This is a genomic window from Denitrobacterium detoxificans (genome assembly GCF_015062615.1).
Lineage (GTDB): Bacteria > Actinomycetota > Coriobacteriia > Coriobacteriales > Eggerthellaceae > Denitrobacterium > Denitrobacterium detoxificans_A.
This window is the reverse complement of record NZ_SUUH01000003.1, coordinates 41557-60958: the sequence shown is the minus strand read 5'-3', so window position 1 is coordinate 60958 and position 19402 is coordinate 41557. Positions and strand designations below refer to the sequence as shown.

20 protein-coding genes are annotated in these 19402 nt (G+C 59.8%); 9 read left to right on the top strand and 11 right to left on the bottom strand.

What is annotated here, in order from left to right; all coding sequences use genetic code 11:
* Nucleotide 1: 1 nt before the first annotated feature.
* From E7002_RS05430 to E7002_RS05395, 8 genes are all read right to left on the bottom strand, one after another.
* Nucleotides 2–487 carry a TadE/TadG family type IV pilus assembly protein gene (locus E7002_RS05430; protein WP_303727838.1) on the bottom strand — a complete coding sequence of 162 codons (486 nt, stop codon included), beginning with the start codon at nt 485–487 and terminating at the stop codon, nt 2–4.
* Nucleotides 488–666: 179 nt separating this feature from the next.
* Complete coding sequence (locus E7002_RS05425; protein ID WP_303727837.1) at nt 667–903, bottom strand: hypothetical protein; 237 nt, start codon at nt 901–903, stop codon at nt 667–669.
* A gap of 33 nt (nt 904–936) precedes the next feature.
* Entirely contained in the window at nt 937–1857 is a 921-nt protein-coding gene (locus E7002_RS05420) for a type II secretion system F family protein (RefSeq protein ID WP_303727836.1), read from the bottom strand.
* The gene (locus E7002_RS05415; protein ID WP_303727835.1) at nt 1857–2360 is read right to left on the bottom strand and encodes a type II secretion system F family protein; all 504 of its coding nucleotides are present in this window, start codon (nt 2358–2360) and stop codon (nt 1857–1859) included. The genes E7002_RS05420 and E7002_RS05415 overlap by 1 nt, the downstream gene beginning before the upstream one ends.
* A gap of 467 nt (nt 2361–2827) precedes the next feature.
* Nucleotides 2828–4099 carry a CpaF family protein gene (locus tag E7002_RS05410; RefSeq protein WP_303727834.1) on the bottom strand — a complete coding sequence of 424 codons (1272 nt, stop codon included), beginning with the start codon at nt 4097–4099 and terminating at the stop codon, nt 2828–2830.
* A complete protein-coding gene (locus E7002_RS05405; protein WP_303727833.1) occupies nt 4090–5514 on the bottom strand; it encodes an AAA family ATPase in 1425 nt (474 codons plus the stop codon). The genes E7002_RS05410 and E7002_RS05405 overlap by 10 nt, the downstream gene beginning before the upstream one ends.
* A complete protein-coding gene (gene cpaB / locus E7002_RS05400) occupies nt 5504–6148 on the bottom strand; it encodes a Flp pilus assembly protein CpaB (RefSeq protein ID WP_303727832.1) in 645 nt (214 codons plus the stop codon). The genes E7002_RS05405 and cpaB overlap by 11 nt, the downstream gene beginning before the upstream one ends.
* Before the next feature lie 187 nt (nt 6149–6335).
* Nucleotides 6336–7763, bottom strand: a complete 1428-nt coding sequence (locus E7002_RS05395) for an aminopeptidase (RefSeq protein ID WP_303727831.1) — start codon at nt 7761–7763, stop codon at nt 6336–6338.
* A 278-nt stretch (nt 7764–8041) separates the two neighbouring features.
* Between E7002_RS05395 and E7002_RS05390 the strand changes: the two genes are divergently transcribed.
* Complete coding sequence (locus E7002_RS05390) at nt 8042–8638, top strand: rubrerythrin family protein (RefSeq protein ID WP_303727830.1); 597 nt, start codon at nt 8042–8044, stop codon at nt 8636–8638.
* 171 nt (nt 8639–8809) lie between these two features.
* A complete protein-coding gene (locus E7002_RS05385) occupies nt 8810–9469 on the top strand; it encodes an NUDIX domain-containing protein (RefSeq protein ID WP_303727829.1) in 660 nt (219 codons plus the stop codon).
* A gap of 6 nt (nt 9470–9475) precedes the next feature.
* Here the strand turns inward: E7002_RS05385 and E7002_RS05380 are convergent, their stop codons facing one another.
* From E7002_RS05380 to E7002_RS05370, 3 genes are all read right to left on the bottom strand, one after another.
* Entirely contained in the window at nt 9476–9769 is a 294-nt protein-coding gene (locus E7002_RS05380) for a YerC/YecD family TrpR-related protein (RefSeq protein WP_066660151.1), read from the bottom strand.
* On the bottom strand, nt 9769–11367 hold the full coding sequence (cimA, locus tag E7002_RS05375; RefSeq protein WP_303727828.1) for a citramalate synthase: 1599 nt from the start codon (nt 11365–11367) through the stop codon (nt 9769–9771). Before cimA ends, E7002_RS05380 begins: the two co-directional genes overlap by 1 nt.
* Before the next feature lie 123 nt (nt 11368–11490).
* The gene (locus E7002_RS05370; protein ID WP_303727827.1) at nt 11491–14334 is read right to left on the bottom strand and encodes an EAL domain-containing protein; all 2844 of its coding nucleotides are present in this window, start codon (nt 14332–14334) and stop codon (nt 11491–11493) included.
* A 149-nt stretch (nt 14335–14483) separates the two neighbouring features.
* Between E7002_RS05370 and E7002_RS05365 the strand changes: the two genes are divergently transcribed.
* From E7002_RS05365 to E7002_RS05335, 7 genes are all read left to right on the top strand, one after another.
* Nucleotides 14484–15413, top strand: coding sequence for a transglutaminase family protein (locus tag E7002_RS05365; RefSeq protein WP_303727826.1), 930 nt, complete (start codon nt 14484–14486; stop codon nt 15411–15413).
* Between the two features lie 127 nt (nt 15414–15540).
* Nucleotides 15541–16593 carry a type II secretion system F family protein gene (locus tag E7002_RS05360; RefSeq protein ID WP_303727825.1) on the top strand — a complete coding sequence of 351 codons (1053 nt, stop codon included), beginning with the start codon at nt 15541–15543 and terminating at the stop codon, nt 16591–16593.
* A gap of 9 nt (nt 16594–16602) precedes the next feature.
* Nucleotides 16603–16929, top strand: coding sequence for a type II secretion system protein (locus E7002_RS05355; RefSeq protein WP_303727824.1), 327 nt, complete (start codon nt 16603–16605; stop codon nt 16927–16929).
* Nucleotides 16926–17441 (top strand): DUF4860 domain-containing protein, encoded by a 516-nt coding sequence (locus E7002_RS05350; protein ID WP_256209987.1) that lies wholly within the window; start codon nt 16926–16928, stop codon nt 17439–17441. The genes E7002_RS05355 and E7002_RS05350 overlap by 4 nt, the downstream gene beginning before the upstream one ends.
* Nucleotides 17441–17824, top strand: a complete 384-nt coding sequence (locus E7002_RS05345; RefSeq protein WP_303727823.1) for a hypothetical protein — start codon at nt 17441–17443, stop codon at nt 17822–17824. The genes E7002_RS05350 and E7002_RS05345 overlap by 1 nt, the downstream gene beginning before the upstream one ends.
* The gene (locus tag E7002_RS05340; protein WP_303727822.1) at nt 17821–18315 is read left to right on the top strand and encodes a hypothetical protein; all 495 of its coding nucleotides are present in this window, start codon (nt 17821–17823) and stop codon (nt 18313–18315) included. Before E7002_RS05345 ends, E7002_RS05340 begins: the two co-directional genes overlap by 4 nt.
* Nucleotides 18316–18326: 11 nt before the next feature.
* Nucleotides 18327–19400 (top strand): type IV pilus twitching motility protein PilT, encoded by a 1074-nt coding sequence (locus tag E7002_RS05335; RefSeq protein WP_303727821.1) that lies wholly within the window; start codon nt 18327–18329, stop codon nt 19398–19400.
* Nucleotides 19401–19402 lie beyond the last annotated feature (2 nt).

Below are 19402 nucleotides of genomic sequence, written 5' to 3'. Positions count from 1 at the left end.
GTCACTTCCTTTCGTATTCCCAAGGATCCGCATAGCCGCCAAACCAATCGGGGCGCGCAACGCACGTCTCCGAAACCTCTATGTCCAAGCAGCCATCAGGGGCAATGCCCAGCAAAACGCCCGCAGCATCAAGAAGGGGAACAAGTCGAACGCGATTGCGTATCGTCACCGTCACACGGTCGCTCGACGCATCACCTTCGATGTGCACATCCCACGCGCACGCTCCTTCGTGCATGTGAAACAAATCGTTGGGAGGAACGGCTCCAAGCCGACGCTTAACCACATCACAGCACACGCTCTCGTCAAAGGTGCTTTCCTGGCACATCGTGGCCGCCAACCTGCACCCCTCCGCTGCGGCCGAGCGCATAACCAAACGGTCGTACAGGATGATTCCCGGCTGCAGCAGCATGAGCATGAGCACAAACAGGACAGGCAGAAGAAAAGCCGCTTCCACCGTGGATTGTCCACGCTCAGTACGCGAATACATCGAGCCACGACCCTGGCGCACCGGAAAGGTTATGCGACGCAGACGTAATGGCATGACTCACGAACAGGCCATCTCTCATCACGTGCCACAAAGCACCCAAGCCAATTGCGATGCACAGCAATGCCGCCATAACCACCGCGAATTCAACCGTCGACTGCCCACGCGTTTCCCGCAGGCGCCTACAGGCCGTTGATGCCGCTCGCAATCGCATCCCACAGCTCCTGAATCTTCGGCTTGAACAGCGTGATGGCGATAATCGCAATTACGACAAGTACCCCAACGAGGATGGCGTACTCGGTCGTACCCTGCCCCTTGCAGTCCTTCGCCAAACGGGCAGCCAGCCCATACATGTAGGAAGCCATGCGATGGAGCGCCCTAGCTGCTCCTCGCTCTACAGCGCAAACCACGTTTTTCATTCTCGTTTCCTTTCTTTGCGCGAACATCGCGCACTAGATCGCGTCAAGCAAAATAGGACCAAGTACCAGCAGCAGCATCGACGGCAAGATCAGCGTTCCAACGGGAATCATCATCTTGACCGGCGCCTTCATAACCACCTCCTCTATCGCGCATCGACGCACGCGCCTGGCCTCGGCGGCCAATTGTTCAAGGGAGTCGGCAAGAGGGGAACCAAAGCGAAGCGACCGAACGACACTGTCCACCACACGCGCAAACAGCGCAGAACCATACGACTCGGCAAGCAAGCGCAAGGCCTCTTCGCGCGTTCTCATGCCCGACGACCATTCGGCGCGCGCAAGCGAGAGCTCGTCGGCAAACACGCCGCCAAAGCACGCGCAATACAACTGAAGGGCCCTGTCGAACGTCATGCCACTACGCAGGCCCAGGCAAATGACTTCGAGCGTCTGGGACAGGCCCCGCTCAAGCGCTCGTGTGCGCAAAGCGCCCTCGTGCCGAAGCGCACGGTTCAAAAGACGCCAGCCAAAGACAATGCCGGCAAGCAACCCGACCACCGCAAGTTCGGGAGAAAGAAGGGACCCCAGCAAGCAAGCCACGATGCCGCATGCGAACGTTGCCTCCAGGCGCATCCGGCAGAGCCCCTCTTCGTTCACCTGCGATGAAAGACCCGCATGCAACGACAAGCTACGCAGCGAACTCATTCCCCACCGCGCGATGGGATGGCGTTCGAATGACGTGCCTCCCTGATGGGAGAGACGGATTGCGCCCCGAATAAGCAGGGCATCCACCCCCGATACATAGCGCGCGGAAAACGAGGGGGACGCGCTTGCCGCATGCGCAAGCACCGTTCTGCGAGAAGCCCGCCTGGCATACGCCCCGGCCAGCATGTACGCACTGCACGCCCCCGAAAGCGCCGAGGAAACGCAGGCAATACCCCAGGCAACCGTTTCGGTCATCACGCCACCTCCACTGCCAGAATCCGACGCACGGCGAAGATGCCCGCAAGCTGCATAATCACAGCCACTATGAGCATGGCGAAGCCAAGCGGCGACGCGAAGAACGGCGCAAGAAAGTCGCGCGAAAGCAGGGACAATGCGGCAAGAAGCCCCAGAGTAACGCCCACTACGACGCGAGCCGACAAGCGAGCCTGGGCGGTATGCACCCGCAACGATCGTCGAATCTCAATCTCGTTCTCCAACGATTCGCGCGCCGCCTCCAGCACATGCTGCAAGCTACCGCCTGCCTGATGCTGCACCCGTAAGGCAACCGCCAAGAACGCCAGTTCGGAGGGAGCCTCGCTACACGCGCCCATGCCATCGAGCGCTTCCGCCACGGTCGACCCAGCTGCAAGTTCCATCCTGGCCCGGCCGAACACTTCGTTCAGAGGCTCCGGCGCCGAGCTTTCAAGCTCGTGGAACGTTTGCGACAGCGTAAACCCCACGCCGAAACACGATGCCATGGTCCGCAGCGCGTCAGGCAATGCATCACGGGCCGCCTCACGACGCTGCGAAAGTACATGCGATGCAGCTGAGCACGCCACATACCAACTGGAAAGAAACGCAAGCAAACCCCCGATCGCAGAACCCAGGACAGCACCGCCCGCAAGGCAGGCAATACCCAGCGCGAGCACCATTGAAGCAAGGCTTTCGGTAGACGCCTCGTATCCGCGCGTCGCAAGCGCGCGAACACATTCCGCACATCCCGCTCGAAATGGCCCAATGCGCAACGCGGAGGCAGATAACGAGCCAAGCAGGCCAACGCCATTGCGCAAGACGCGCCGCAAAGGCGACCCCGTACCCGATGTGCGCTGCACGCGACCCGAGCGTATACGCACGCGCGCAAACCCAAACACAACCCAGCATGCCGCTACGCCACAAGCGCCGGCGCTGAGAATCGCAAGCGCTGCCAGCAACTCCCTCTCGCCCATCACGCGGCCCTCCCCCGCTTAGCAGGCGCATTCTCCTGGCCAACCCACACGCCATGCATATCGGGAGAAGAACGCGTATACACTGGAGAAACGAGGCAACCCGCACCGTTGGGCTTCGGCCCCACCTGACTTACCGAACACAGGAAGCGCCGCCCATCCGCGCTACGCGCAACCTGCACGATATAGTCAATTGCGCTTGCAATCTGCGATTCAATAACCTCCACGGGCAACTCGACTGCGTAGCGCACCATGGTCGTAAGACGCGAAACACAATCGGCGGGAGAATTGGCATGCAGCGTAGTCAGCGAGCCATCGTGCCCCGTATTCATGGCCTGCAGCATATCGAGCGCCTCGCCACCACGGCATTCACCCACAATGATGCGATCGGGACGCATGCGCAGCGCATTGATTACCAAATCGCGAATGGATACGAGCCCCGTCCCCTCGATGCTTTCCGGTCGCGCCTCCAGGCGCACGACGTGCGGATGTTCCAGAAAGCGCAATTCGGCAGAGTCCTCAATCGTCACGATGCGCTCCCCCTTGAAGATTTCGCAAGACAGCGCATTGAGCAGCGTGGTCTTCCCACTTCCCGTTCCACCCGAAACGGCAATGTTCTTGCGCTGGGCAACGCACGTTCGCAGGAAACGACGCACGGAAGGTTCCAAGGAGCCGCTCTCCTGCATATCCGCCATCGTCATGACGTGCGTACGGAACTTGCGTATGGTCAGCGTAGGCCCATCGATTGCAATGGGAGGAATCACCGCATGTACGCGATGCCCCGAAGCAAGACGCGCATTCACCATGGGCGAAGCCTCATCGATGCGGCGCCCAAGCGGCCCCAGAATTCGATCGATCAGCACGCGTACCTCATCGTCGCTGGAAAAGGGGCTCCCACACGCTTCCAACGTTCCCGAGCGCTCAATGAACAGCGAGGAGCATCCATTCACCATGATTTCCGTTACCGTCTCATCCTCCAGATAGGGCTCGAGCGGACCCAACCCGAACAGGGAATCGATGAGCGATCCCATGAGCCGCTCGCGCGCAGCCGCATCCGCCGCAAGCCACGGGTTCGCCTCAAACACCTGCTGGCAAGCTCGTCGCACCTCGTTTTCAGCGCGCGTAGGATTATCACGGCCCATGCGCGCCACCACATGCGACGGCAATATCTCGCGCACCCTGCGCTTCAGCTGCTCAAAAGAAGCCGCCTCGTCCTCCCGCCCGGATCGAACGCTTTCGTTGCCCGCCTGGCGGACCATATCCATCAAAGACATGCCGCCCGCCTCCTTAGACCATCCAAAAGGCGAACGCGCTTCCTCTTCGGATCGGCAATGTCAGGATTCGCGACGCTTGCACCATGCGGCAACGTTTCGCGAAGCGCCGCTTCCAGGCTGCGGCATGCAGGATTACCTGCATCCACCAGATCGGCCGCCTGGCCCGAGCCCATAACCTCGCCAACCTCCCTGCCGCCATCGGCCACTTCAAGGACATGCGCACCGGAAAGCGCGCACGAGACGTCGATAGAGCTAAACAACGAAGAGCGAGAACAACGATTTACCAGGAACTTCACCGACCTGGTGGCAACGCCGCAGCGCGAGCACAGCTCGAGCGCATGGCGGCACAGCCGGATAGCCGTAGGGCGCTGGTCGAGGACGAAGAACACCGCAGACGAAAGCGCGATGACGCGCATATGCAACGTATCCCAGGCAGGCGCCGTGTTTACGACCACAACATCAAAACGCTCGCGGAGCGCCTGCAGCAAATCGACCATCGCAGGCTCCACCTCTTCCGCATGCTCTAGGCGCAGCGGAGCCGCGAGCAGCGCAGGCGCGCCGCCATCGGTACGAAGCCCATCGAGCTTACCCGCATGGGCTATGGCATCGTCGATGCGCATGGGGTCCTCGACCCCCAGCAGGAAGTGAGCATCGCCGCACTGCAAATCAGCATCAACCAGCACCGTTCGATAGCCCATCCGAGCAGAAAGAAGCGCGCAGAGAACCGAAACGGTGCTCTTTCCCATGCCCCCTCCCGCCCCCACGACGCCAAGCATGAAACTAGCGCGCGCGACCTGAGCAGTTTGTGCCTTAGAACCAGGTATTACTTCAAACTCGGAACGAAACGCTTCCGCTGCGCTCACATTTTTCGGAGAACCCTTCTCGGACGCAGTTTTCGCCCCAAAATCCTCGTTTTTCGCTGTGGGTGGCATATCCCCAGATGACGGGGTACCCCCTCCCCCAGCAAAATCACCCTTTCCCAAGCTCTCTGGAGCCGCGTGAGCGGGCTTGCGCTGGGGTTTTGCATCGCCTGGGCACTCGCGCACGCCAGACCCAAAACGGGCCTTACATTGAGCGTAGATGCGCGCTAAAGAGGGCCCATCCATGACGCCGGTAACGCCCGCAGCACGTGCACGGCTATAGAGCGATCCGCTCGCAGAAAACGAAACGAGCGCTACCGTGGAAGCACCATCGCGCTTCAGGGCTGCCGCCAAATTGATGGCATCGACGGAGTCGCTCCCCGCGATCCAGTAAGAGCAATCCGCCGCATGCGCACGGGCAAAATCGCGTGCCTGCTGCGCATCGGTAAAGACCTTCAACCACGGCTGCGACGCAAGGCGCTCGCCGCCCAGCCCCATCATTTCGGGATGGGCAAGGCACGCTTCATCCATGCAAAAGACAACCCTAGGCTCCATGCGAGCTCCCCTCATATGACGAACCGGGCAGGGTGAGGTACAGGGAAGCGGATTGGGTAGCGGCGATCATTTCCTGGACGCCTTCGTCGGCAACGGCCAGCGTCACCCACGACCGCGACCCAGAGCCCGAGCCGCAAGCAAGCACTGATACGCCCCGCGCAATGCATGACACGCCCGAACCGGAAACGGCATACACGTCGATGTTGTTGCCAACGCTCAGCGCTCCGCCAACCGCCTGCGCGCTTTCCACTTCCAAGCCAACGGCCTGATACCCCGCAGGAACCACCAGGGAATCCGACGACCCCGAAAAGCGTTGCTCGGTTACCACCTCGCCCTTGCCAATGGAAGACGTAAGGCGCATGCCCTCCTTGGAGGCAAGCGAACCCACGGCACCCTCCGGAAGCAAATCGACAAGCCACGGCCGCACCTCGGCATTGGACGCATCGAGCTTCTCGCCCGGCGCGATGTCGCGCGTTGCCACGCAGACTTCCACCTGGTCGCCTCCGTAACGCGACATGGCCTCGGCGCGAGCATCGTCAACCTGACCCTTCACCATGCCCAAATACGCCATGACAGACAAGGCGCATACCACGCCAAACAGCAGCGACAACGCAAGCATTCCCCTTCGTTTCACGCACCCTCCTTTCCTCCTACGCCAAAGATGAGGAACGGCAGTCGCAGCGCGTGGGAAAAAGAACCGCAGAAAGTTGAACGAAATCGTTGCGCAATCGTCGCGCAATTCATGCAGGGGTAACCTGGCGCAAAAAAGCCCTGGCCCGCACAAGCGAACCAGGGCACAAGATAGCGAATGGAAGCAGGGACTACGCGTACTGAAGGAACGCGGAATAACCCTTCAGTGCCTCGTAGATATCGGCCTTGTTCGTAACCTCCCACGGGGCATGCATGGAAAGTACGGGCACGCCACAGTCGATGACGTTCATGCCGTACTTCGCCAGGATATACGCGATGGTGCCGCCACCGCCCTGATCGACCTTGCCCAGCTCGCACGTATGGAACGTTACGTTGCCGGCATCCATGATGCCGCGGATCTTGCCCATGTACTCGGCGTTCGCATCGTTGCTACCGCTCTTGCCACGCGCGCCCGTGTACTTGTTGAACACCAGGCCATGACCGAGCATGCCCGCGTTCTTCACGTCGAAGGCGTTCGCATACAGCGGGTCGATGCCGGCGCTCACGTCGCTTGACAGCATGTTAGAAGCCGCCAGCGCGCGGCGCAGGGGCAGATCGCCCTCTTCGCCGGCAAGCGCCATGATCTCGGCCACCGTGTTCTCGAAGAACATACTCGTCATGCCCGTGGCACCCACGCTGCCGATTTCCTCCTTGTCCACCAGCAGGCAGATGGCCGTGCGATCCAAATCGCCCGCCTGAAGCTGCGCGATGAGGCTCGGGTAGCTGCACACGCGGTCGTCCTGGCCATAACCCAGCACCATGCTCTCGTCGAAGCCGCAGCTACGCGCACGACCTGAGGGAACAACTTCGAGCTCGGCGGAAAGCAGATCTTCCTCGTCGAAGCCGTACTTCTCGCGGAAGAGCTTCACGATAGCTGCCTTGACCGGCTCCTTTGCCGCCATGGCCTCTGCCGAACCCTTGGGAGCGGCCTTCGCGTCTTCCTCGGACACCACGAGCGGACGTCCGCCAACCAGCACATCAAGGTCTTCGCCCTCGACCACGTGGCCGCCATCCTTCTTCAGCTGGTCGGCACCCAGATGAATGAGCAAATCGGTAACGCAGAACGCGGGATCAGCCGCATCTTCGCCCACATTGACCTGCGCCTTCGTGCCGTCCTTCTTCACCACGACACCGTGAATGGCCAGGGGCACCGTAACCCACTGGTACTTCTTCACGCCGCCATAGTAATGCGTGTCGAGCAGCGCGAAATCGTTCTGCTCGTACAGGGGGTTCTGCTTCACGTCCAAACGGGGCGAGTCGATATGCGCACCCAGGATGTTGAAGCCCTCTTCCAGCGGCTTCTTGCCAATTTGAACCAGCATGACCGACTTGTCGTAGTTGCTCGCGTACACGCGGTCGCCCGGCTTGAGCGCCTGACCCGCAGCGCGCACCTCTTCGAGGCTGCGATAGCCCGCGGCACGCGCCGTTTCCATCACGTACGCCGCGCACTCGCGCTCGGTCTTGCACGAGCTAATGAAATCAATATACGAATTGGCAAGGTTTTCTACCTTGACCAGGTCTTCTTCGGAATACGCCTTCCATGCGTTCTTGCGCTCCATGAAGCTCCTTTCGCTATGCCCTGCGGCTTTTGTCGTACCCTCGCATTATCGCACTCCACTCGCGCACGCACCCGCGGCACGCAGAATGTCACCCTTACGACAAATGACCTGCGAACGAGCTTCATCCCCTTCGTCAGCCCAGCTAACTTCGGCAATTTCACGTTACATGACGGATAATTGACGAGTATGCTGGTGCCATGCGGAAGCCATACCGCACGTGCTAGTTTGTGTATGCCAGTTACGAGATACCGGCCACAGGTCGGAAAAGGAGGGTCAACATGGCACTACCCAACGCTTCGAATTCCAGCAACTTCAACATCGTTCCGAACCCCGCCTGCCAGCCCGGCGACACGCTCGCAAACCTGAAGAGCGCCGTCATGGGCGAAACGGGCGCCAGCGCCAAGTACGCGGCGTATTCCAAGAAGGCCGCTGAAGAGGGCTTCGGCCAGATCGCCAGCCTCTTTGCAGCAGCAAGCAAGGCCGAGCAGATTCACATCGCCATGGAGAGCAACCTGGTGCGCAAGGCCGAGCCCGACTACGTGAATCCGGAAGCGCCCGAGGCGGAAGTCCATTCCACCGACGTAAACCTCATCGACGCTGCTTTGGGCGAGATTTTCGAAACGAGCGACATGTATCCGCAGTTCATCAAGATCGCCCAGGAAGCAGGCGACACGGCAGCCGAAATGGTGTTCACGCGCGCAAAGCTCGCCGAGGCATATCACGCCCAGCGCTACATCGACGCCTACAACACCATCGATCACCTGACCGACGAAAAATACTACGTATGCCCTGGCTGCGGTTATATCCACAAGGGCAAGGGCGTGGGCAGCTGCCCCATTTGCGGCGCCCCGGAAAGCAAGTTCCTGGAATTCTAGCCCGCAACGCCGAATCCAACATGCCCCGAGCGGAAGAAACCTCCGCCCGGGGCTTTTACTATCGGGCCCTTCGTGAGCCGCAATGCCACGCGAGCCCGCTTGAAAGTCACGCCAATCAACGCGTCCGCATGTAGTCGTATACTGAACCCACGAACAGAGAAGGGAGCGCCCATGAACGCAGGAGCACAGCAAATGGAAACACCCCAGCTCATCAAGGTCGACCAGGTCTCCGATGGCTGGATTAAAAAATACGTGCTCACCTATCGCCTGCCCAATGGACGCGAATTCGCCTACGAAGCCGTCTCCCGTAAGAAATACGATGCCTACCTGGAAGAACTGCGCAACATGGCCAGCGATGCCCCGCATATGCAGGCACCCGATGCCGTATGCATCGTGCCACGCACGCGCAGCAACGAACTCGTCTTGATACGCGAGTTTCGCTATCCGCTCAATAGCTGGTGCATCGCCTTCCCCGCCGGCCTCGTGGAACCGGGGGAATCTCTGGAAAGCGCCGTCGAACGCGAGCTCAGCGAGGAAACGGGCTATGCGCTTGCCCGCGATGAACAGGGATGTGCGCACGTAAACCCGCTTTCCCAGCCAGGGTTTTCCTCGGCCGGTATGAGCGAGGAAACGGTACAGGTAGTATACGTGCACGTGGAAGACGAGCCCGCATGCGAGCCGCACACGGAGCCCACGGAATGCATCGAGGTATTCAAGATCGCCGTCCCCGAGGTTCCGCACTTCCTGGAAACGAACACCACGCCCATAGGCACCAGGGCGCAGCTCATTCTGGAAGCATTCAGCCGCAACGTGCAGCGTTACGGCGCCTAGCCCACGTTACTTGCGGGTCTTCTCCAGAATGTCGAGGGCATGGCGGTAACCGCCTGAACCGTAGTTCAGCGCCTTTGACACGCGCGCAATGGTGGTAGCGGAGGCGCCAGTGGCCTCCTCGATGGCAACGTAGGGCTTGCCAGAATCGAGCATACGGGCAACCTCGAGACGCTGCGACGTCTCCTTGATTTCGCGAATCGTGAATAGATCCTCGAGCAGAGCATACGCCACATCGGTATCCTTTACGCCCGCAATAACCTCAAGCAGGGCCTCAACACTGGCATTTCTCAGATCGCTCATTACTTTCCCATCCTAGTCAAACCATATTCGACCGAGTCGACGAGGGCATTCCACGACGCCTCGATAATGTTCTCGCTTACGCTGACCGTGCCCCACGTATGCGTGCCATCGGAAGTGGTGATGGTTACGCGCGTGATGGCGTTCGTGCCAACGCTTTCGTCCAAAATGCGCACCTTGAAGTCGACGAGCTCGATATTCGCAACTTCGGGGTACGACTCGCCAATAGCCTGGCGCAATGCGTTGTCGAGCGCGCCAACGGGACCAACGCCCTCGCCCGTGGCGACATAGCGCGCATCGCCAACGTGAATCTTGATAGTCGCTTCGCTTTCCGCATCCCTTGCCAAAGCGCCTTCGTCTTCGCGGTCGTCCACGATAACGCGGAAGCTCTCCAACGTGAAATGTGGCTTCGAAGTTCCCAAGTGACGCATGATGAGCAGCGCCAGAGAGCCATCGGCCACTTCGTAGGAATAGCCGGCGGCTTCGCGTGCCTTCACATCGTCCAAAATCTCCTGAACCAGATTGGGCTGGCCCGACAGATCGAACCCCAGCGACTTCGCCTTGGTGACAAGCGACGCCTTGCCCGCAAGCTCGCTTACCAGCACGCGCTGCTCGTTGCCAACCGCTTCGGGGCTTTCATGCTCATACGCCGCGGAATAGCGCGCCAACGCACTGGCATGCAAGCCTCCCTTGTGGGCAAACGCGGATTGCCCCGTGTAGGGCGTACGCGCGGGAAGCGTTACGTTGCAGCATTCGGCCACAAAGTTCGCCACACCCGTAAGCTGGGTAAGATCGTCGACGCAATGCTTGCCCATCTTCAGCTGCAGGTCGGCGATGACGGTAAGCAAATCGGCGTTGCCGACGCGTTCGCCGAAGCCGTTCACCGTACCCTGGACCTGCGTTGCACCCGCGGCAACGGCCATGAGCGTGTTGGCAACCGCACAGCCGGAATCGTTGTGACAGTGAATGCCGAAACGCTGTCCGGGCAGAGCCTGCGTCACCTCGGAGACCACGCGGTAGATCTGCATGGGCAGCTTTCCGCCGTTGGTCTCGCAGAGGTCGATAGACGACGCCCCCGCTTCGCTCGCCGCACGCAAAATCTCCAACGCATAGGCGGGATTTGCCTCGTAGCCATCGAAGAAATGCTCGGCGTCGAACACTACTTCCACGCCCTGGCTAACCAGGTAGGAAACGGAATCGCGCACCATGCGCACGTTTTCCTGAAGCGTCGTGCGCAATGCGCGCGTTACCTGTTCTTCGTGACATTTGCCAACGATGGTCACGATGGGCGCGCCGCTTGCCAGCAAATCGGCCAAGCCGGTATCTTCCTGAGCAGCAACACCCTTGCGGCAGGTAGAGCCAAATGCGGCCACCTTGGCATGGGAAAGCTGCATGGAAGCCACGCGTTGAAAGAAGGCGATGTCCTTCGGGTTGGATGCGGGATAGCCGCCTTCGATAACGTCGATGCCAAACGCGTCGAGGCGTTCGACGATGCGCAACTTGTCTTCAAGGGAAAATGATATGCCTTCACCCTGCTCGCCATCGCGAAGCGTGGAATCATAGGTGACTATGTGAGTGTGCGTATCCGTACATTCCCCCATTGGGCAGGCCATCCGTCAATTTCGCTATTGTACTCCATTACGCTAAAGTACGAAAGCGACGACACAACAAGGGCGTAACATAGCACATTCGCTCGGCGAACTTCAAGCGAATGCGCGATTATGCTATTCCACAAATGTAATATCGTTCGAATCGAAGCACTGAACTTCGGCCAGGAAAGCAGCGGCCCCTTCCCTGCGAACCACGAATGCAGCGTCGATGCAATACGTTATGTTGCCTCGCGTAAGGCTATAGCGCATCTGCACACCAGCCTTTTCGGTTTGCTTGAACGCTTTGATTGCCTCATCTCGGAATGGACCGGGCGTATTGAACCGCGCTTCGGACTCGGCCAGGCTCTGAGTCCCGCCTTCCTGGATCATATGCAGGAAACGCTTGTTCACCTGCAGGTAATGCATCGTATCGTCGTCGCGGAACTCCACCACGGCAATGGGGCGCCCGTAGAGGAACGGGCCGTGGCCAAGATCGGCCAGCGGATTGGCGGAAAGCATGTTCAGCTCGTCGATCTTGTCGAAATACGCGCGCTCGGCCTCGGATTCGATCAGCTCGCTTCGGTTCTCGGAATGATGCAGTTCCGCATCGTCGTATCGCGACAAGCCATACAGCTCGCCCTGGATCTTGCCGCACCCTATGCGAGACAGGAAACTGCGCTGTTCCTCGCTTGCAACGCCCTCGGCAATGACGCCCATGCCAATCCTCTTCGCCATATTCACCGTAGAGGCAACGATACGACGAGCGCGCTCGCCGGAAACGTCGTCGCCCCCACGTACGCGAAAGAACTCCATGTCTATCTTCAGGGCATCGAATTCGTATTCCTTGAGCATATTGAGCGACGAGAATCCACTGCCGAAATCGTCGACCCACACCTCGTGGCCCAATTCGCGCAGGGACGTGATACCGCTCTTCAACGTGCCGGCGGAATCGGCCAGCGAGCTTTCGGTGATCTCGAAATGGATGAGTTCCGGGGAAATGCCGCACGAAGCAATGGCAGCAGATACCTCAGACGGAAGATCGCAAAGCTCGAAATCCAAACGCGAAAGGTTCACCGAAGTCGGAAGCGTCTCAACGCCATCTGCACGCACGTTCTTATGGTCTTCGCATACGGCATGGAGCATGAACAAGTCGAGCTTGTGAATAAGGCGCGCATCTTCCAGAATGGGCACGAACTCAGAAGCGGGGATGGTTCCACATTCGGGGTCTTCCCACTTGGCAAGGGCCTCGTAGCCGCACACCTTTCCGGTAACCGTACGAACCACGCGCTGATAGCTTGCGCGAATGTAGCCCTCGCGCAACGCCTTATCGAGGTTGTTCACCACATAGTAACGACGCGTCACACGCGCCATCATCTGCTCGTCGAAGTAGCGATACAGCTCGTCATAGCGGCCCTTCACGCTATCGCAGGCAACCTTCGCGCAGTCGGCCATGAAGGAAAGGCCCACGCGCGGATCATCCGGATGGCACACGTAAATGCCAGCCTTCGCCACGACCACCAGGCCATCCCCCAGCTTCGCCACGCCCTCGCACACCGATGCAACTCGCTGTTCGAAATCGTCGGTGGCAATCACCGCAACCACGAAATGGTCGTCGGACAAATGCGAGGTCACGCCATCGGTAAACGTGGATTTCACGAGCGAACCCACGCGCCTCAGTAGCTCGTCGCCGCTCTCGTAGCCTTTCTGGCTGTTGTAGATCTTGAAGTCCTCGATATCGAAATGCACGATATACGCAACGCGCTCGGCTTTGTTCGCCCGATCGATGAGCTCGCGCGCCTGGCGACGGAAGGACGAACGCGTTGGCATACCCGTGAGCTCGTCGACTCCGCGATCGTGCAGCAACGATTCACCCAAACTCGCCTCGTCTTCCGAGGAGCTGAACTTGGAGCCAATAATGATGTCCTTGCCCCGTTGCTTCGCGCGAAGCAGATTCTCGTCGGCCAACGTAATCATATGGCGCAGCTCTTTTTCGTTTCGAGCAACACCACACACGTAACCAGCGGTATTGGCCATCTTGTAGCCCGTGGCGCGCACCCTCGGCTCCTTCACGGCAAGCAGGGCGGCGCGCAGCTCCTCCGAACGTTCGAGCAGCTCCTCTTCCGATATGGCAAGCAAGGCGAGAAACTCGTCGCCACCATAGCGATAGATGTCGTCACCGGGGAAAACCCCGGTAATTACATGGGCGAATTGCTCGAGGATGGCATCGCCAGCCGTGTGACCGCAGGCGTCATTCACGTACTTGAAGTCATCGAGGTCGGCCATGACCACGATGATGGGCTCATTAAGATAGTGAGAGAAGTTCATACGCAACGCGCGGCGATTCGGCAGCCCCGTAAGCTCGTCGCGCGTGGAGAGAGACCGCAACTCGCTCTCGCGATGCGCAGCCGCAAGCGCTTGTCGGTATCTTCCCACGCTCACGGACATAATGGCCAGCCAGGACACAACCATGACGGTGTACATCTCGAAAGTCCCGTCGCCCAGGAGGCACACGGCCACGCTCATCGTGACGAACGTTACGGAAGTGAGCAGCAACGCGCCAATGGGAGGCTCCACGAACAAGCAGGTGCAAAACGCCACCTGAAGCAAAAAGATAACGACCTGACCACCGGAAACAAAGTCAAGCAGAGAAGCGAGACCGCTCGCCAACACGCTCACGAACATGTACGCGACAAGCACGGACTGGAAGGCCTTGCGGCTTATGCGCGCATTGAGGTAGCACCGGGAAATAATAACGACGGACACATTGCATGCAAGCATGAGCAACGGGACGCCAACACCGGCGACGGAAAAGGGAAGGGCTTCAAACCCCAGCAACCTCGTGCCGAGTACCGCCAACCACGCAATGGCGAGCATAATGCCCGCATAGTACCCCACGCTGGCATTGGAACGCGTAAAGAACGCCAGGACGTCACGACCGTGCGATTCCATCCCAAGAAAATGTTTGATGCGACTGCGCATACCCTATTCCGTACTGTACGTGGGAAACCCTATGCCGGACCCCCTATCCGACCACTTGAATATGATAGCGCATACTAAACTATAATGATAAGACGCTGGGCATTACGGGATGTTCGGTTACCAAACGACGGAGACAGCAAGCCGTGAATATGGCCAAGCACACATGGATCATCGCTCTCGCGTGCGCAGTGCTCTGCGTCGCTCTGGCGGCATGCTCTGGCGGCGAGTCGGGAAAGGGCAATCCCAGCAGCGAAACCTCGGGAAGCCCCCTGAACGCACCCGCCGCCATCGAAGCCCAGGCGTTCAACGACGACGCTGCGATTAGCTCCAACGGCGCATCCATCGACACGTCCCAAGCCTCGAACGGTTACGTTGCCGCCAAGGGAACCAATTCATCGCGCCTGAAATTCCAGGTCACCAAGGGCGATATGAGCTACAACTACGATCTGCCCTCCGACGGTTCGCCCATCTACTGCCCCATCAACATGGGAGATGGGGAGTACAGCTTTCGCGTCATGCAGAACACGAGCGGGCAGAACTACGTGGAAATCGCCTCCACGCAAGAGAACGTCTCCCTCAACAGCGAGTTCAGCCCCTTCCTGCAACCCAACGTATACTGCGACTACAGTGAGAGCAGCGAATGCGTGAGCGTTGCGCGCAGCCTTACGGCACAGGCCAGCAACCAAGGCGAGGCCGTGCAGGCCATCTGCGAATACGTCATCAACAACATCACGTACGACACCAGCAAGGCCGATACCCTCAAAACGGCGACGGGCTACATTCCCAACCCCGACGACACCCTCGCCAGCGGCACGGGCATATGCTTCGATTACGCTTCCCTGGGATGCGCCATGCTGCGCAGCCAGGGAATACCCTGCCAAATCATCACGGGCTACGTTTCGCCCGACGACATCTACCATGCCTGGATCATGGTCTACATAGACGGCGTATGGAAGTGCGGCGAGTTTAGCGTCAGCCGCAACACGTGGTCGCGCGTGGACCTTACGTTTGCCGCCTCGTCGGGGAACGTAAGCCAGGTGGGAGACGGTAAAAACTATACGGTTCGCTACACGTATTAGCGATACGCGAAAGGTATACTAAAATGAAAAGTTGTTGCGGAGCACACGAAAATACGGCAGCCTGCCAGGGGCAACGCCCCAAGCAGTACGGCACACGCACATCAGGCTCCACGGCAGAGGAGTAACCATGGCCCAATCATTGCTCGAAAGCAGCGCGCTCAGCGCCTTCTTCGGCAGCATCGCCACCATGATCGCGGCGGGCATCCAAACCGACGAAGCAGTGCTCATGCTCGCCGAAAACCGCGAAGAATCGCACTTCAAAACCGTGTGCGACCAAGTATACGTAGGGCTCATCTCCGGCAAGACGCTCTCCGATGCCATGGAGGAAGCGGGGGCATTCCCCCGCTATGCGCTCGACATGGTGCGCACGGGCGAGCATGCGGGTCGTCTGGAACGCGTGCTGCGCAGCCTCGATCTGTACTACGACGAAGAGCATCGCATGTTCGCGAAGCTACAATCGAGCGTCGCGTACCCTGCAGCGCTCCTTTCCATCATGGCCATCATCCTTGGGTTCACCGTGGCAGTTATCCTGCCCGTGTTCGTGGACGTATACCAGAACATGTCTGGCTCGCTCACCGCAGGGTCCTTCGGCGCGGTAAGCCTGTCCATCACCATCGGCTGGGCCGCTCTGGGAGTTACCGCGGTATGCGCCCTTGCGGCAATAGCGCTGGTCATCGCCAGCCGCACCGAAGCCGGCCGCCAGCGAGTCCTGAGCCTGTTCGAAGGCTTCCCCTCCACGCGCCAGGCCATGTACCAGCTTGCGCTCTCGCGCTTCACGGTGGCCCTTTCCACCTATATCGCGTCGGGCACCAACAACGAAGACGCCATGCAGCGCGCCATCGAAACGGTAGACCACGTAACCCTGCGCAAGAAGTTGAAGGCCGCACGCAACACCATGATCAGCACCGATAACCCGCGCAGCCTTGCCCAGGCCATCGCCGAAAACGACATCTTCGAACCGCTCTACGCGCGCATGCTCACCGTGGGCAGCCACTCGGGCAGCATCGATAGCGTACTCGGGCGCCTGTCGCAGATGTTCTTCGAAGACACCGTGGCGCAGGTCGACAAGGTCATCGACCGCGTTGAACCCATCCTGGCCGCACTGCTCACGCTGGCCGTAGGCGCAACGCTCGTTGCCGTCATGCTGCCCCTTATCGGCATCATGGGATCCATAGGATAGCAACGCGCCATGTATCACGAGCAGACATACGCAAGCCTTCGGAAGCGACGCATCCACCGCATCGTGGCGGTAGCGATTGTCGTTATCCTAGCCGCTCTCGTGGCGTTCAGCGTGCAGCTAGCTCAGCAGAACGCGCGCACCCAAGCCGCGGCTTCGCTGCGCAACGCCATCCTGAACTCCGCCAAGGAATGTTGCGCGGTAGAGGGCTCGTATCCTTCGTCGCTTTCCCATCTGGAAGACGCATATGGCCTGACCATCAACCATAACGACTACGTAGTCACCTACGAATGGTTCGCGGACAACGTACTGCCCAGCGTGGTGGTGGTGCCCCGATGATGCCGGAAAGCACAAACGTCCTCGACGCCATGACCGCCATGCGCCCCGCGCGTCGCGGCAACAAGTCCCAAGGCATGTTCTTGGGCATCCTGCTGGTGTTCTTCTTCGTGATCCTGCTCGTGGCGCTTAGCTCGGGCGTTACGGTATACCGCAACGTTGCGAACACGCAGGCAAACTCCGTCGACGCGAAGCTGGGCCTTTCGCTCATCTCGAACCTGGTGCGCTCGACCGATGCCGCCGATGCCGTGGCCAGCGCCGACGGCCCCGAAGGCAAGGCGCTCGTGCTGGTGGAGCGCATCGATTCCGGCACGTACGAAACGCGCATCTACCTGTACCATGGCTCCATCGTCCAGGAATACGCCCTTGCCAACGCGGCATACACCCCCGAAAAGGCAACCGAGCTCCTCGCGTCTAGCGTCTTCGAATTCTCGTACGAGAACGGCGTGCTTTCCATCACCACCGACCAGGGCACATCGCATGTTGCCCTGCGCAGCGAACAAGGGAGCGCGTAATGGAGCGCCGCGCAGCACGTACCAAAGCCACCTCGTTTTCTCATGCGGCGTTCACCGTAGAGGCCATCATCCTGCTTGTGTTCCTTATTGGCGCGCTTGCCGTGTTCACGCAGCTGTTCGCCCACGCCACCACCACATCGCAACAGGCAGCCCAGCTTGAGCAGGCCGTTGTGCTGGCCACCGATACCGCCGAGCAATTTTCCGCCGACCCCACGTCGGTAGCCGCCAAGACCACACACGACGACCTTACCGTCACCTGCAGCGTCACCCAAACGCAGGAAACCGGCGGAACGCTGTACAACGCCAACATCGTCGTTTCCAACAGCGATAGCCAGGTGTACAGCATCTCCACCGCACGATACGTAAGCGGGGTGGAACGATGACCTCCACCAGGCGCAAACTGCACATTGGCCCGCTTTCGCTCATCACCTACATCGCCATCATCAGCCTGGCGGTGCTGGCCGTGCTCACGCTTACCACCGCGAACGCGTCGAATACCCTGGCCCAGCGCCAGGCAGATGCAACTTCCCAGGCATATGCCGAAGAAGTCTGCGCGCAAACGTTCTTAGCGCACGTGGACGCAACGCTTTCCGCTTCGCAGGCAACCACATCCACCGAGCTTGCGCAGCAGGTGAATGCCCAGCTGAGCAACTCACTTGAAGCAGCGCGCGCAGCCTCTAGCGAAAACGTGGAAGCAACCGCCAGCGTATCGGGAACCACCGTTTCGGCGCAGTTCTCGTGCGAAGACGGACGCACGCTCAACGTCGAATTGAACATTCGCAGCAACCGCACGTACGACATAACCAAATGGAACATGGCGGCCGTAGTCAACAATGCCGAAGACGACACCCTATGGTCGGGCGCCTCGAACTAGAAGGAGCAGCGATGGAACTTGAGGAACTCTTACAGCGCATGATCGAGGCGAGGGCCTCCGACATCTTCGTGGTAGCTGGCCTGCCCATATCGTTCCAGGTGAGCGGTCGCCAGGTACGCAGCGACACCGAGCCGCTGCGCCCTGCGGACACGCGGGCCATCGTGGAGTCCATCTACCATCTGGCGAATCGCGACATCAACCTGTTCACCCAGAACAACAACCACGACGAGGACTTCTCGTTTGCCATCCCGGGCGTGGGCCGCTTCCGCGCGAACATCTTCCGTCAGCGCGGCTCGCTTTCCGCCATCATCCGCGTCATCCCCTTCGGCCTGCCCAAGCCTGAAGACTTCAACATTCCCGAAGACGTGCTTTCGCTCGCCGACCTTTCGAAGGGCCTGGTGCTGGTAACGGGCCCCGCAGGCTCCGGCAAGTCCACCACGCTGGCCTGCATCATCGACCGCATGAACCACCAGCGCATGGGGCACATCATCACCATGGAAGACCCCATCGAATACGTGCACAAGCACGGCACTTGCATCGTTACGCAACGCGAAGTGCCCACCGACATTGCCACGTACGGCGAAGCGCTCCGTTCGGCCATGCGCGAAGCCCCCGATGTCATGCTGCTGGGCGAGATGCGCGACTACGAAACCATCGGCACGGCCATGACGGCCGCCGAAATGGCCCAGCTCATCTTCAGCACGCTGCATACCACCAGCGCGTCGGGCACCGTCGACCGCATCATCGACGCCTTCCCCGCGTCGCAGCAGCATCAGATTCGCATCCAGCTTTCGCTGGTGCTGCAGGCAATCGTCTGCCAGCAGCTCGTACCCTCACTCGACGGCGGCACGCTGCCCGCGTTCGAGATCATGCACACGAACACCGCCATCCGCAACCTCATCCGCGAGCAGAAGACCTACCAGATTGACTCGGTCATCGCCAGCTCGCAGAACGAAGGAATGCGCACCATGGACCAGAGCCTGTTCGCCCTGGTGAAAGAAGGTAAGGTGGCAAAAGAAATCGCTCTGCGCTACAGCATCCACGCCGAAGCGCTCGAGCGCCGCATGGAAGTCGAGGGGCTGTAGCT

Coding starts and splice junctions, on each gene's coding strand:
- E7002_RS05380 (WP_066660151.1), bottom strand. CDS start 9,769: ATGAGCGATCTGAGAAATGCCAGTGTTGAGGCCCTGCTTGAGGTTATT.
- cimA (WP_303727828.1), bottom strand. CDS start 11,367: ATGGGGGAATGTACGGATACGCACACTCACATAGTCACCTATGATTCC.
- E7002_RS05360 (WP_303727825.1), top strand. CDS start 15,541: ATGGCCCAATCATTGCTCGAAAGCAGCGCGCTCAGCGCCTTCTTCGGC.
- E7002_RS05390 (WP_303727830.1), top strand. CDS start 8,042: ATGGCACTACCCAACGCTTCGAATTCCAGCAACTTCAACATCGTTCCG.
- E7002_RS05355 (WP_303727824.1), top strand. CDS start 16,603: ATGTATCACGAGCAGACATACGCAAGCCTTCGGAAGCGACGCATCCAC.
- E7002_RS05365 (WP_303727826.1), top strand. CDS start 14,484: ATGGCCAAGCACACATGGATCATCGCTCTCGCGTGCGCAGTGCTCTGC.
- E7002_RS05395 (WP_303727831.1), bottom strand. CDS start 7,763: ATGGAGCGCAAGAACGCATGGAAGGCGTATTCCGAAGAAGACCTGGTC.
- E7002_RS05350 (WP_256209987.1), top strand. CDS start 16,926: ATGATGCCGGAAAGCACAAACGTCCTCGACGCCATGACCGCCATGCGC.
- E7002_RS05410 (WP_303727834.1), bottom strand. CDS start 4,099: ATGTCTTTGATGGATATGGTCCGCCAGGCGGGCAACGAAAGCGTTCGA.
- E7002_RS05340 (WP_303727822.1), top strand. CDS start 17,821: ATGACCTCCACCAGGCGCAAACTGCACATTGGCCCGCTTTCGCTCATC.
- E7002_RS05345 (WP_303727823.1), top strand. CDS start 17,441: ATGGAGCGCCGCGCAGCACGTACCAAAGCCACCTCGTTTTCTCATGCG.
- E7002_RS05430 (WP_303727838.1), bottom strand. CDS start 487: ATGTATTCGCGTACTGAGCGTGGACAATCCACGGTGGAAGCGGCTTTT.
- E7002_RS05420 (WP_303727836.1), bottom strand. CDS start 1,857: ATGACCGAAACGGTTGCCTGGGGTATTGCCTGCGTTTCCTCGGCGCTT.
- E7002_RS05405 (WP_303727833.1), bottom strand. CDS start 5,514: ATGGAGCCTAGGGTTGTCTTTTGCATGGATGAAGCGTGCCTTGCCCAT.
- E7002_RS05415 (WP_303727835.1), bottom strand. CDS start 2,360: ATGGCATCGTGTTTCGGCGTGGGGTTTACGCTGTCGCAAACGTTCCAC.
- E7002_RS05335 (WP_303727821.1), top strand. CDS start 18,327: ATGGAACTTGAGGAACTCTTACAGCGCATGATCGAGGCGAGGGCCTCC.
- E7002_RS05370 (WP_303727827.1), bottom strand. CDS start 14,334: ATGCGCAGTCGCATCAAACATTTTCTTGGGATGGAATCGCACGGTCGT.
- E7002_RS05385 (WP_303727829.1), top strand. CDS start 8,810: ATGAACGCAGGAGCACAGCAAATGGAAACACCCCAGCTCATCAAGGTC.
- E7002_RS05425 (WP_303727837.1), bottom strand. CDS start 903: ATGAAAAACGTGGTTTGCGCTGTAGAGCGAGGAGCAGCTAGGGCGCTC.